This is a genomic window from Thermostichus sp. MS-CIW-40 (genome assembly GCF_054058315.1).
Window position 1 is genome coordinate 164,456 of the sequence record NZ_JBSSAC010000001.1, and the last position, 12,358, is coordinate 176,813.

The 12,358-nt window shown below is 59.8% G+C and carries 12 protein-coding genes and 2 pseudogenes; 6 read left to right on the forward strand and 8 right to left on the reverse strand.

Going from position 1 to position 12,358, the window contains the following annotated elements; translation table 11 throughout:
* Positions 1–21: 21 nt before the first annotated feature.
* The 6 genes from ACVWXF_RS00750 to hisB form a co-directional block, all read right to left on the reverse strand.
* Positions 22–1,122: an NAD(P)/FAD-dependent oxidoreductase gene (locus ACVWXF_RS00750; protein ID WP_457473374.1), complete on the reverse strand. Its 1,101-nt coding sequence runs from the start codon at positions 1,120–1,122 to the stop codon at positions 22–24.
* A 34-nt stretch (positions 1,123–1,156) separates the two neighbouring features.
* Positions 1,157–1,309, reverse strand: a complete 153-nt coding sequence (locus ACVWXF_RS00755; RefSeq protein ID WP_414330801.1) for a photosystem II protein Y — start codon at positions 1,307–1,309, stop codon at positions 1,157–1,159.
* A 620-nt stretch (positions 1,310–1,929) separates the two neighbouring features.
* Positions 1,930–2,853: an ABC transporter permease gene (locus tag ACVWXF_RS00760; protein WP_414407926.1), complete on the reverse strand. Its 924-nt coding sequence runs from the start codon at positions 2,851–2,853 to the stop codon at positions 1,930–1,932.
* A gap of 36 nt (positions 2,854–2,889) precedes the next feature.
* Positions 2,890–3,573, reverse strand: a complete 684-nt coding sequence (locus tag ACVWXF_RS00765; protein ID WP_457402296.1) for a hypothetical protein — start codon at positions 3,571–3,573, stop codon at positions 2,890–2,892.
* A 140-nt stretch (positions 3,574–3,713) separates the two neighbouring features.
* Positions 3,714–4,007, reverse strand: coding sequence for an alpha/beta hydrolase (locus ACVWXF_RS00770; RefSeq protein ID WP_414351516.1), 294 nt, complete (start codon positions 4,005–4,007; stop codon positions 3,714–3,716).
* 78 nt (positions 4,008–4,085) lie between these two features.
* Positions 4,086–4,706, reverse strand: a complete 621-nt coding sequence (hisB, locus tag ACVWXF_RS00775; protein ID WP_011432314.1) for an imidazoleglycerol-phosphate dehydratase HisB — start codon at positions 4,704–4,706, stop codon at positions 4,086–4,088.
* Positions 4,707–5,017: 311 nt separating this feature from the next.
* Between hisB and ACVWXF_RS00780 the strand changes: the two genes are divergently transcribed.
* From ACVWXF_RS00780 to ACVWXF_RS00805, 6 genes and pseudogenes are all read left to right on the forward strand, one after another.
* Complete coding sequence (locus ACVWXF_RS00780; protein WP_457473375.1) at positions 5,018–6,433, forward strand: RecQ family ATP-dependent DNA helicase; 1,416 nt, start codon at positions 5,018–5,020, stop codon at positions 6,431–6,433.
* Between the two features lie 147 nt (positions 6,434–6,580).
* A complete protein-coding gene (locus tag ACVWXF_RS00785; protein WP_457473376.1) occupies positions 6,581–8,401 on the forward strand; it encodes a glycoside hydrolase family 3 N-terminal domain-containing protein in 1,821 nt (606 codons plus the stop codon).
* Positions 8,402–8,664: 263 nt separating this feature from the next.
* The gene (locus ACVWXF_RS00790) at positions 8,665–8,994 is read left to right on the forward strand and encodes a c-type cytochrome (protein ID WP_049749615.1); all 330 of its coding nucleotides are present in this window, start codon (positions 8,665–8,667) and stop codon (positions 8,992–8,994) included.
* 9 nt (positions 8,995–9,003) lie between these two features.
* The gene (locus ACVWXF_RS00795; protein WP_414382045.1) at positions 9,004–9,675 is read left to right on the forward strand and encodes a diacylglycerol/polyprenol kinase family protein; all 672 of its coding nucleotides are present in this window, start codon (positions 9,004–9,006) and stop codon (positions 9,673–9,675) included.
* Positions 9,676–9,747: 72 nt separating this feature from the next.
* A pseudogene (locus ACVWXF_RS00800) lies at positions 9,748–9,889 on the forward strand (glutamate dehydrogenase); the annotation flags it as partial.
* Between the two features lie 210 nt (positions 9,890–10,099).
* Positions 10,100–11,083: pseudogene (locus tag ACVWXF_RS00805) on the forward strand (Glu/Leu/Phe/Val family dehydrogenase); the annotation flags it as partial.
* A gap of 93 nt (positions 11,084–11,176) precedes the next feature.
* Here ACVWXF_RS00805 and ACVWXF_RS00810 read toward each other — a convergent pair.
* Both ACVWXF_RS00810 and ACVWXF_RS00815 read right to left on the reverse strand, forming a co-directional pair.
* A complete protein-coding gene (locus ACVWXF_RS00810; protein WP_414374207.1) occupies positions 11,177–11,542 on the reverse strand; it encodes a hypothetical protein in 366 nt (121 codons plus the stop codon).
* 324 nt (positions 11,543–11,866) lie between these two features.
* Positions 11,867–12,124: a helix-turn-helix domain-containing protein gene (locus tag ACVWXF_RS00815; RefSeq protein ID WP_041436246.1), complete on the reverse strand. Its 258-nt coding sequence runs from the start codon at positions 12,122–12,124 to the stop codon at positions 11,867–11,869.
* Positions 12,125–12,358: the final 234 nt, after the last annotated feature.

Consider the following 12,358-nt stretch of genomic DNA (forward strand, 5'->3'; position numbering starts at 1 on the left):
CGGGTCGGCCTGTGCATACCCTCATTTCCCAGAAAGCATTCCAAGCAGGGTTTTGGCAGCGTCTTGCCCTGAGAGCCAAGCCCCCTCTACGCGCCCTCCGGCGCACCAATCGCCGGCACAAACCAAAGGCAATCCCTCAGCAGCGGAAACCGGCACACGGGTGCTTAAGCTGGCCAATCCCGTGGTTTCCAAAGGCAAAGCGTAGCGCCAACGGTGCACCTGCATCCATTGTGGCGAAGCCAACCAGGGATCCAGCCGTTGGGCCGCGTGGGCCAGCAATTCTCGACCGGCCTTTTCCAGCTCAGAGGGGCCGGCCTCCAAGTACAGAGATGACCACTCCGCCCCCCCATGCAAGACCACCACAGGCGGGAGCGGCTGCAGGCGCTTGCTGCTGTCCAGTCCCAGCCAGGCCAACATCGGATCCTCCAAGCACTTGATCCCCTTCCAAGGCGGCGTATGCTCAGAGTAGCCCGCCAAAACCGCAAGGCAGGGTTGATACTGGGCGGATTCCAGCAGAGGCAACAGGTTTTCAGCCGAAGGGATCCCTTCCCGGAGCAGGGGCAGCAACTGGGGGGCCGGAATTGTCGCCACCAGGGCAGCAGCCTCGTAGCATTGGCCGTTCTCCGCCCTCAATTGCCAGCTTGTTGCCAAAGGTTTGAGGCTGACCACACGAGTTTGGGTGTGTACCGACAGCGGGGCAGCCAAGTGTTTGGCCAGCATTGTCATGCCCTGGGGGCAAGCGTAGCGTGGTTTCTCGTCGTTGGGATCCTCTGGGCGCAGCCCTTCTCGATCCAGCACATGCAGCGAGCGCGTCCATTCCGCCAGCAGCCCCAGGCCCAGCAGCTCCTTCACCCAGCGATAAAAGCCATCCGAATCGGCAGTCAGGTATTGAGCCCCATGATCCACTGGCACCGTTTGCCCAGCATGTTCAACTCGACGGGTGGCCATGCGCCCGCCCAAGCCCGCCGATTTTTCCAGCACCAGAACCTGGAGCCCCGCCCGCAGCAGTTGCCTTGCACACACCAAACCGGCCACTCCCGCCCCGATGACAATCACATCGGCGGATGTTGAGCGGGCTCCCTCGGAAGGGGTTACCGCTGCCTGGGTTGCTTCGCCTAGCATACTGAGCCTGCCAGCTGTGACCGGATCCGCACGTTCAGCTCCCGCCTCTGCCGAAGGGGTTGTTGCCCCTCTCTCCGAAGAGCTTGGCTTCTCCCTTGATGGCAGCCTTGATGATGTTGTAGGCAGCCCAGGCAACCACCAAAACAATGGGCGACAGAACGATCAGCGGACGGAGATCAATGTCCATGGTTTTCATCCCCCCCTAACATAGATTGATTTACCGACTGCTTGGAACAAGAGCCTCCAGGGTTGGCCACCGCCGGAATCCCGATGGGGTGAAACCGTTTTCGACTCTGGATCCCGCATAAGCTGAGGTGCAACTCTGGAAAGATGGCTAAGTCCAGAATAAACCCAAATGGGGATCCCTACCGGCTAGACTTTGCCCCATCTGGGCTGCCAAGGCGGGAGCCAACAGGCCCACACCGAGAATCGCGTCCAGAACTAGCGTACCCAGCAGGGGCGTACAATCGACCCCGATCAACCGCTAACTGCCGCCAAAGCCAGCAACCGAGCCAGTTTGATATTGCTGCCCATGAGAGGATCCCTGTTTTGGGGAGTTCCCCGGAGCCCATCTTGGCGCCCCTCTGCCTTTCCGAGGGTTTCTAAGCTGTTTCTAGACCATTTCTAGACTGCGGTGTTCAGTCTAGGGTGAGATGCCTGGGCCATTGAGGAAAGCCTTTGGCCGAGTGCATTACTGTTCCGCAACGCCGACGCGACCAACGTTTTAGGTGTGGGTGCAGTGTCCTAGTTTGAATCGAGATGACCATCATGACTGTGCGCTAGAAAGGGTTGTCTCTCGGCTCTCTTTCAGTTGCTGTAGATTTTGCCCAGGGCAGCCGGCGGGCGGGTTTGGCGGGTGCGGCTCAGCACTCCCGATAGAACCCCCATCGTCAACACAAAGGGCAACGCCTGGATCAACACGGGCGGCATCACATCTCCTCCCTGCAGTTGGATGGCCAGGGCGTCGGTGGCTCCAAACAACAGCGTTGCGCCCAAGATCCCGAAGGGATGCCACTTGCCGAAGATCATCGCTGCCAAGGCGATAAAGCCCTTTCCTGCTGACATGTTGCGGACAAACTGGTTCAAAAAGCCGATGGAAAGATAAGCCCCCGCCAGGCCCCCCAACAAGCCGGAGAGCAGCACCGCCGCGTAGCGCATACCCAGGACATCCACCCCCATGGTGGCAGCAGCCTGAGGATGCTCTCCCACCGCTCGCAGCCGCAAGCCCCAGGGTGTTTTGAACAGCAACCACCAGGAGATTGGCACCAACAGAAAGGCCAGATACACCAAGGGGCTAAACCCATGCCACAGCGGCAGCCGATTGACAATTTCTTGAGAGTTGGTGGTGTTGCCGTAGAACGATTGCAGCACCAGCGAAGGCACGCTCATGGCCAACAGGTTGATGGCAGTGCCGCTGACAATTTGATCGGCTCTGTAGCGGATGCACATCAGCGCATGCACAAAGGCAATGGCCACCCCCCCTAAGGCGCCGGCCAACAAACCCACCCAAGGGATCCAACCCACCTGAGCTGCTGGAGTCTGGGCCAGAAGGGAAGCTTCCAGGCGTTGGGTGGTTACCGCCGCCGCCAAAGCCCCAAACAAGATGATCCCCTCCAGGGCAATATTGACCACGCCGCTGCGTTCGGAGTACATGCCCCCCAAGGCCGTGAGCAACAGAGGGGTAGTGGAGCGCAGGGTAGCCGGGATCAAAGCCCAAAACAGAGTTGCCATATTGCTCCGCAGCGCCAGCGCAAACGAGATCTCCGCTCAGAGGTACTCAAGTTGAGCGTTCATCGCAGTCCATTTCCACCTGGGCTGCCTGCAAGGGATCCGTGAAATAGCCGGGCAACAGGCCGCCTGCAGCAATGAAAAGGTGTAGGTGATCAAGTCCAGTTTGGTGCTCAGCTTTACAAAAAAAGGCGAATCGGGCGAGGAGCCCAGGCCGGGCCGCAGCAACCCCACCACCACCGCCCCTGCTGCCACCGCCGCCCCCAAGGCACTCAGGGGTACGATGATCTGCCGCTGCCGCACCAAAAAAGCTTTTCCTCCCGGCAACTGCAGCCGCCCCAGCAGCAACAGCAGCAGGGCATAGGCAAAGCTGGCATAGCCAGCCAAAGAAGGGCTGAACCGCCGCAACGGCAACCGAGCCGGCGGGATCCCCTCCGCCAGGGCCGCCCCATTCACCGCCCCCACTGCCCCATAAAACCAGAGCAAGCCCAGCCCAAATAGAACCAGACCGACCACTCCCAAGCTGTACAGCCAGCGGGCCCGCACTTGCCGCTCCTTGATCCCCAGAGCCAGACATGACAACAGCGCCAACAGCACCCAGGCCCAGCTCAACCCTGGGATCCAACCCACCGCCAAAGTCTCCGGGATTCCCAACTGCTGCGGGTCGATGAGGCCAAAGGTTCCCGCCAGCACCCCTGCTCCGCCGAACTCCCGCCTCAGCATCCACTCAGCATCCACTAAGGGCAGAGCAAAAACAGCAAAACGGCAATCAGATTGGTCAGCAACAGCAGCATGGGCAGAGATTCAACAAGACCAAGGAGGGCCATCCGACAAAGATAGCAGCCAGCCCTCTTCTCAGCTCCTCAGCTCAAGACACTTCTCACGGGAAAGTGTTCCGCACCTCTGCTGCGGACAAGGCCAGTTGGATCTGTTCTGGCCTCAGGTCTCGAATCAAAGTAGTGCGCAGAGGTGCTGGGATCAAAATCGCGTGTGAGCAAATCTGCCAAAGCTGCCTGCTGCTCTGGCGTAAGCCGCCGCAGATAAAAATCCAACTGCCGGCTCACCGTGCCATTGTGAGCAAACTGGGCCAGATCCTCCACGGGCAAGGAGAACTCAATCAAACAAAGGCGGCAGAAACACCCCCAAGCGCTCTGCACCCCCCATCTGGCCCAGACCGAAGAAAACTGTCCTCAATCCCAGAGCCAAGGCCAACAGTCTCCGTGGCCAGTTCATGCCTAGAGTACTCCCTTCGAACTGGGGATCCCTTCTTGTCGGCGGGGATCCCGTTCTACGGCCATGCGCAGGGCGCGGGCAAACGCCTTAAAACTGGCCTCGACAATATGGTGGGCGTTGAGACCGGCAGCTTGGCGAATGTGCAAGGTAAGCTGGGCGTGGTTGACCACCGCCTGATAAAACTCCCGCACCAACTGGGTTTCGTAGCGGCCAATGCGCTCTGTGGGCAGCTCCAGGCCATAGCTGAGGTGAGGGCGACCCGAAAAATCCAGCACCACCTGCACCAGGGCTTCATCCAAAGGCGCCCAAAAATGGCCGAAGCGATGAATGCCCCGCCGATCCTGCAAAGCCTGCGCCAGAGCCTGTCCCAGCGTGATGCCCACATCTTCGTTGGTGTGGTGATCGTCGATGTGCAGATCCCCTATGGCCTTGATCTGCAAATCGATCAACCCGTGGGTGCTGAGCTGGGCCAGCATGTGATCCAAAAAGGGGATCCCAGTATCGATCTCATGGCGCCCGCTGCCATCCAGGTTCAGATGAATTTGGACATCCGTTTCTCCAGTGCGACGGTGAACAGAGGCCGTTCTGGGCTGGAGCAGGCGCGAGGAGTCGAGGGCAGTCATGGGAAAAGTATCGAAGCAGGCGGGAAGTCCCAGCTCTAGGATCGCACAAGCCCGCCGCCATCGACACCTTCACCCATGCAGCAGGTGAGAATCCCTTCTCTGCCGGGGATCCTGATCCCAGCCCCCTGGACACGGGGATAGGTGTGACAGGGATCCCCTACAGGCAAGCCGGTGGGGCCGATCCTCTGCGCCCTCACCCCTTGGGAGAGGGGAGCTAGCAGGTTCAGCGGGATTTGAAATAGCCTATAAGACAGCTTCTCCCGAAATCGCTGTAGATTGCTGAAGGAAATTGTTGAAAAGGGGGTTGCCGTTTGCAGGATTGGCAGCAGATTCAGCGCGCCCTCAAGCAACACTGGGGTTACGAGAGGCTGCGCCCACCCCAGGATCAGGTGATCCAGGCTCTGCTGGACAAGCGCGACGCGCTGGTGGTGTTGCCGACGGGGTTTGGCAAATCCCTGTGCTTTCAGCTAGTAGCCCTGCTGCAAACAGGGGTGACGCTGGTGGTCTCGCCCCTGATCGCCCTGATGGAAGACCAAGTTCAGGATCTTTGGAAACGCAAGCTGCCGGCAGCCTGTCTCCACAGCGAACTGGATCCGGCCCTGCGCAAGCGGGTGTTGAAGGCCCTTGAGGAAAACCGACTGCGCCTGCTCTATTTGGGGCCGGAGACCCTATTCAGCCCCCCCGTTTGGCAACGGCTGCAACAGCCTCAGGTGCAAATCAACGGCCTGATCGTGGATGAGGCCCACACGTTGGTGCATTGGGGGGGATCCTTCCGGCCCGACTACCGCCGTCTGGGATTGCTGCGCCCGGCTCTGGCCCCGGTGAAGCCCTCTTTTCCCATCGCCGCTTTTACCGCCACGGCTGACCCCCAAACCTGCAGCCGCCTCAGCCAAATCCTGGGGCTGCGGGATCCGGAGCACATTCGCGCCGATCCCCTGCGGGCCAATATCTCCCTCAATGTGGCGATAGCCTGGAGCCCGGCGGATCGCCGTCGTCGTCTGCTGCGATTCCTGGGCGAGAATCCCGGGTCGGGTCTGGTCTATGTGCGCACCCGACGGGATGGGGAAGAGCTGGCCGAGTGGCTGGGCCGACAGAACCTAAAAACCGCCACCTACCATGGGGGACTGGAAGCGGGATCCCGCCGTCGGCTGGAACGGGCCTGGCTGCAGGGGGAACTGCGCTTTCTGGTCTGCACCAACGCCTTTGGCATGGGCATCAACAAGCCGGACGTGCGTTGGGTGCTGCATTTTCATCCCCCGCCCAGCTTGATGGATTATTTGCAAGAGGTGGGGCGAGGTGGTCGGGATGGTGGCCCTTGTCGGGCCCTGATGCTGGTCTCGGAGCCGACGGGCCTGCTGGATCCCAGCGATCGCCAGCGCCAGGCCTATTTCTATTCCCAGCAGGAGCGCCTTCAGGCCCGAGCACGCCACCTGCTGCAAACCTTGCCTCAGCAGGGATCCTACGCCGACCTGCCGCCTGGAGAGGTACGGGTGGCCCTGGGTCTATTGCAGGAGATGGGCTGCCTGCACTGGCCGGATCCCTTTCACTTTCAGGTGTTGCACCGCCGTTGGCAGCCTTTAAGACGAGAGGATCCCTGGCAAGGGATGGAAGCCCTCATCCACGCCCGCGGCTGTCGGTGGCAGGCGATCTTGCCCTATTTTGGCTACCCTGGGGAGCAGCCCGGCCTGCCCTGTGGCACCTGTGACCGTTGTCGGCTTTCTCGTTAGCCCTCAACAGCCCGCTGCGAGCCGCAACCGGCAGGAGTGGCTATCACGATCTGCGTTTCTGCAAAGGGAGCAGTTCCCCTTGCTGACGAACTTTCGGCTGTGCCTATGAGTGTTTCCGGATCTCCGCTCGAGGAACTTGACCGACCCTTGTCCCTAGCCCGGCAGGTGGCGCAACTGTTGGTGGTGCCGGTCTCGGCCCGTCTGGGATCCCAGTCTCCTCCCCGAGAGATCCTCAAACGGCTTATCCAGGAGGTGGGGATCGGGGGCATCTGGCTCACGGATGGCCACGTGGCCGAGGCCCTGCTGCTGATCGAGGAGGCCCAGTCTTGGGCGGCTCTGCCCCTTTTGGTGGCAGCCGAGGTCGGGCGGGGGCTGGCCCTGCAGGGGGCGACCCCTTTCCCCCATCCTCTAGGGTTGAGCCGCCTGGGGGCGGAAGCCGAGCGCTGGGCCGAGCAGTGGGGGCGGATCACGGCGCGGGAGGCGGCAGCCATCGGCATCAATTGGCTGCTCAACCCGGTGGCAGAGCCACTGGGGGAGCTGGCTTTGGCGGAGGATCCCCTATCTGCTTTGCAACTGGCGCGAGCTTTCGTGCGCGGATGTGAGCAAGCGGTTCCAGAAGGGATCCTGACCACGGCCAGCTCCTTTCCGGGCAAAGGGGGATTCAAGTCGGTTCAGGCCGGAGCGGAGCGGGTTCCAGCCGCCTTGGCGGGCCGTAGGCCGAAGGCAGCAGATATCCCTTGGTGCCCCCGATTAACCCTGACCCTAGCCCAGCTCCAAGAGGGACCTTGGCTGCCTTTTCGAGGTTTGGTGGAGCAGGTGGGGGCGATCTTGGTTTCCCACGTGGTGCTGCCGGAGTGGGATGAGCGCTGGCCTGTCACCCTGCTGCCGGGGCGGCTAACCCAACTGTTGCGCCAGGAATGGGGGTTTGGCGGGCTTATTGTTGTGGACAGCCTCGATCAAGGCTGCTTGGCAGAGCTGGCCAATGCTAACGGGCCCAACTCATTGGCCGTGCGGGCTTTCCAGGCCGGTGCCGACCTAATTTTGGCCCCCCCCGATCCGATGGCATCCTTGGCAGCCGTTTTGGAAGCGGTGCAACAGGGATCCCTCAGCACAGACCAGCTTGCCCAGTCGGTGACGCGGGTGCTGCGGGCCAAACAGCGACTCCTACCCGCCGCCTCAGCTCTCCTCCAACAGGTGTGGCCGGCCCTGGCAGAAACCGACTTCAGCGCCCTTGGCGGATGGATGGGAGCCAAGGATCCCACGGATCCGGCCCTCAACCGTGGCTCTCCCGCCGAGCAACTGAAGCCTTTGCTGCTGGGGGATCCCATCTCCAAGGACAAGGACTCCGTTCCGCGGACGCGAACGGCGTTGGGAAAGTTGTTCAACAGGCGCTCCCACCTGACCTCTGCTCTGCACAGAGCCGCACAGCTGGGATCCCTCTTGGCCGAGAAGGATATCGCCCCCTGTCAAGCGGCTATGGCCCGCGGTGGCGTGGAAGGAGGCCGGCCCCTCAGCCCGCCCGCAGAGCCCGGATGGTTGAACTGGATCTGGCAGGATCCCCCCTTGGGTGCTGCCGATGTGCAGTTGCAATCTCCCGCCCTGCATGTTCCGGCTGCCTTAGGCATGCTTCCTGTGCTCAGCGATGCTCTTACCCCCCTACCTTGGCTGGAAGCTGCCCTAAACAACGCCCCAGGGTTGATTTTCCAAGGTTTCCTTGGGAATCCCTTGCCCAACTATGTGCTGGATTGGCTGCAACAGCATCGGGAGCGGGTGGCAGCGGTCGTCATTTATGGTAATTTATCTCTCTACCGCCGCCTGCAGGCGCACTTTCCATGGGCCAATGCCATCCACAGCCTCAACCGGGATCCCTGGGCCCAAGCGGAGGTGATGGGGCGGCTCTTTCCCAACCGTTCCCCCTCAGAGGGATCAAAGTCTCACGTGGCCCAGCCAACCATTAAGAAAAAGTAAATACCTTTACAGATTATTGGCAGGGAAAGGCTCCTGAGTTATCGTGTTGGTTGAAATGTAAAAGATTGAAACGGTTTCTCTCAGCGTTGTCTGTGTCTCCCTCCCTCTCAGAGACCACTCAATCCCGCAGCAGCCAGTCATCAACTGGCAGTTGCGTCGGCTTTGAGCAAAAGCGACTTCAGCCTTCATCCCAACAGCGTTTACAACCCTTCCTCAAATCCTTGCAGCGATTCTTTACAAGTGTCTGGGCTCAGAAAACTCGGCTGGGTCTTGCCCTCCTCGGCCTAGGGCTGGCGATATTGACCTGGGCTTGGCTAAGTGCTGAGGCTCGTCTGGATCCCTATACCGAAGCCGTCCTCAGCTTACAGGGGCAGGTTAGCCATGGTGCATCCTTGTTTGCCCTCAACTGTGCAGCCTGCCACGGAGAAGAAGCGGATGGCCGGGTAGGGCCCAGTCTGCGGGGGGTGAGCAGCCGCCGCTCGGATCGGTTTATTATTCAGCAGGTGACCGGTGGCAAAACGCCTCCCATGCCCCAGTTCCAGCCGGATCCCCAGGAGATGGCAGATCTGCTCAGCTACTTGAAAACCCTCTGAGGCCGTTTCATGGGCCTGGCCCAGCAGCTTGCTTGCTATGCTCTCTGGCTGGCCGCCGTATTTGCTTTTGCGGAATGGCTGCGCTCCCGGCAGGTGGACGGGGAATGGGTGCGCAAGGCCATTCACATTGGTGTGGGCAATATCATTTTGTTGGCTTGGGCTTTGCAAGTGCCTCGCTGGCTAGGGGTGGGATTCTCTCTGGTGTTTGCCGGCTTGGCGCTGCTCTCCTACCGGGTGGCCATCTTGCCCAGCTTGAATGGAGTCGGTCGCCGCAGCTTTGGCACCTGTTTCTACGCCATCAGCATTGGCCTGCTGCTGTTTTGGTTTTGGCGTCCCCAGCGACAGGTCTTCGCGGTGATCGGCATATTGGTGATGACGTGGGCCGACGCCTTGGCAGGGTTGGTGGGCAAAACTTGGGGCAAACACCCCTACCAACTGGGATCCATTCAAAAAAGCTGGGAGGGATCCCTGACCATGTGGGCGGTGAGCAGCTTGGTGATCGCAGCTCTGCTGCTGGGGTACTTTGGCTTCTCTCTCCCTTTGCTCGGAGTGAGCCTTTTGGTGGGAGGGATGGCTATGGGACTGGAGGTGTTCTCTTGGTGGGGGTTGGATAACCTGACCGTGCCCCTGGCCAGTGCCGGCCTCTGTTTCGTCTTGATCCAGATCCTCAATTATTTGTAACGCTTACTACAAAACGTTCCTCTCCCGTCCCCGGCGGTATAGCGTGGAAACAGCCCTTTCTTCTTCTCCACCATGGCTGCAAGTCCTGCGCTGGCCTCTTCTGCCCCTCCCTCTCCCGCCCACATCTGTCCCTTTGCCCAGGCTTGTAGCTACCTGGATTGGGCAGCTGGCGAGCTGAAGCTGGATCCCGGCTGGGTGGCGATCCTCAGCTAGAAATTGCAGGAGCCCCACACTGTACCCGTAGGGTCGGTGTCGGGAGGAATGCTATAATAATACTGCGGGCACCAGAAACGGTTGTTTAAGGCACTGGTAACGGTCGATTGGGGGTGCTGTAAACCACCCCAGAGGCTCGTGGTTGGCTTGCTAACTGCAGGGCTACTAAAAGCCCGCTCCGTACCGCCTAGCGGTTGGTGTCGGGTAGTTTACGACCTGGAAATGTGCCCTTATGGGCATTCCCTACGGTGGGGCCAAAGGGGGGATCCCTATCGATCCGAGGCGTTATTCGGTCTCGGAGCTGGAGCGCATTACCCGCCGTTATACCAGCGAGCTGATCAAGGATATCGGCCCTGCAGAGGACATTCCCGCTCCAGACATGGGAACTTCCGCCCGCGAGATGGCCTGGGTGATGGATACCTATTCCATGAATGTTGGGCATGCGGTGCCGGGAGTGGTGACGGGCAAACCTCTCTCGATTGGGGGATCCCGAGGGCGAGAACTGGCCACCGGACGGGGGGTGATGATCACGGTACGGGAAGCCTTGGCCCGACGCGGTGGATCCCTGGCAGGGGCAACGGTGTTGATCCAAGGCTTTGGCAATGTGGGCGGGGCAGCGGCCAGCTTGCTGCATCAGGCAGGAGCCAAAATTGTGGCGGTTTCCGGCAGTTCTGGGGGCCTTTATAACCCCAAAGGACTGGATATCCCCGCCCTCAAAGCCCACATGAAGGAACAGGGAGGCCGCATGGCGGGCTTTCCGCAAGCTGAGCCCATTAGCAATGCCGACCTGCTGGTGCAAAAAGCGGATGTGTTGATCCCTGCTGCTCTAGAGAACCAAATTACCGAAGCCAATGCCCACCAAATTCAAGCCCGGATCGTGGCAGAAGCTGCCAACGGGCCAACCACTCTCGCCGCCGACCGGATTTTGGAATCGCGAGGGATCCAGGTATTGCCGGATATCCTAACCAATGCCGGTGGGGTAGTGGTGAGCTATCTGGAGTGGGTGCAGGGACTCTCTTACATCTTCTGGGATGAGGAGCGGGTCAATCAAGAGATGGAAGGTCTGATGGTACGTGCCTTTGAACGGGTGGTGCAGGAGGCAGAACGGCGGCAAGTGTCGCTGCGACTGGCTGCCTACACCCTGGGGGTAGGCCGAGTGGCCCAAGCCCTACAGGATCGCGGCCTTTACCCGTAGACGCTCCCCCACCTGGAGACCGGGAACTCTTGGCTCAACAAGCCCACTTGCCAGGGTTCGGCTGCCCAAACTCTGCTGGAGGTAGTCCTTTTCTCAAGCCCGACGGCGTTCTTGCTCCTGCTTTTCCTGCTGCTGCCATTGCTTGAGCAGCTCTTTTGCCGCCTGCGGGGTAAAGTAGTCCAGCTCCATCAGCTTACGGTAGGTCAGAATTTGTCGCATCTCCAGGGGCATATCTGCTTTTTGGTAGAAGTAGCGAATGCGATTGATGTTTTGCTCCATTTCTGTAAACTCTTGCTCCCGCTTGATCTGCCTTTCCTGCTTGAGCACTTCATGGGGAGCGGACAGGCGGCTGTAGTTGGGGATCCGTTGCGTGCCTGTGGTTTTGCTCGCAGCAGGCAGACGGTGGCCTCCGGTTTGTCGGCTGTTGGCCTTGTTGGAATTGAAGAAGAAAGAGAGCATCGGCAAACCTCACACAAACAGATAAACGGCGGGAGCTTAACGCCAAGTCAACAATATCAAGTTTAGGTGAAGAAGCCTGTGATCCAGATCCTTCTTGGAAAAACCCGTACTTCCGGCGCGGCGCTGTATCTCTCTGCTTTTCCCACCCCCGCGGATGGTCAAGGAAAAGCTGGGGTTTGGCCTCAAGCCAATCTATTCATGAGTCCAGCCTACCGTGTTTACACGGAAAATGACTGAGATCACGTCCGAGAGTACAAGGTATTTAAGTATCTTCACGTCCTTTTGTTCGGGATCCCTGTATCGGATGTACTTTCCCGCAGGCCGCTACAGGTGGGATTCATCTCCGCTCAGCAGCCAAGTGACCGATACCCCCAACGCCTTGGCAAAGGCCACCAGTTCCTTGTCGATGACGCGCCGTTTTCCCTTTTCCACCTGGCCAATCTTGACGTAGTCCAACTGCACACCGTACTTGGCCAAGCGGCCCGCCAGTTGATCTTGGGTGAGTTGCAGCTTCTCCCGTACCCAGCGCACCCGCTCCCCAATCAAGTTGGCCGATGGATGGTGCCGGTCGTTAGACTCCATAGGAGCAGAAAGCCGTAAATATTCTTTTCCAGACTGAGGAAGTTGAGGGATCCTCACATGGTAGCCTGAGCTGGCAAGGTTCCCTTTTCCTGGGATCCCACCCGGCAGCCGTTGAGCTAACCGGCTCACAAACAAGCTTACCTCAAGGTCTAGATCGAAAATCGCTTACCGCTTTTTGGCGAGCGACCCCTTGCCTGCAAAGACTTGGCGGACGGGATCCCTGCTGTTCCCGCA

Bases quoted from the DNA above. Each gene is read 5' to 3' on its own strand.
- ACVWXF_RS00760 (WP_414407926.1), bottom strand. From the start codon at position 2,853: ATGGCAACTCTGTTTTGGGCTTTGATCCCGGCTACCCTGCGCTCCACT.
- ACVWXF_RS00750 (WP_457473374.1), bottom strand. From the start codon at position 1,122: ATGCTAGGCGAAGCAACCCAGGCAGCGGTAACCCCTTCCGAGGGAGCC.
- ACVWXF_RS00795 (WP_414382045.1), top strand. From the start codon at position 9,004: ATGGGCCTGGCCCAGCAGCTTGCTTGCTATGCTCTCTGGCTGGCCGCC.
- hisB (WP_011432314.1), bottom strand. From the start codon at position 4,706: ATGACTGCCCTCGACTCCTCGCGCCTGCTCCAGCCCAGAACGGCCTCT.
- ACVWXF_RS00815 (WP_041436246.1), bottom strand. From the start codon at position 12,124: ATGGAGTCTAACGACCGGCACCATCCATCGGCCAACTTGATTGGGGAG.
- ACVWXF_RS00810 (WP_414374207.1), bottom strand. From the start codon at position 11,542: ATGCTCTCTTTCTTCTTCAATTCCAACAAGGCCAACAGCCGACAAACC.
- ACVWXF_RS00755 (WP_414330801.1), bottom strand. From the start codon at position 1,309: ATGGACATTGATCTCCGTCCGCTGATCGTTCTGTCGCCCATTGTTTTG.
- ACVWXF_RS00765 (WP_457402296.1), bottom strand. From the start codon at position 3,573: ATGCTGAGGCGGGAGTTCGGCGGAGCAGGGGTGCTGGCGGGAACCTTT.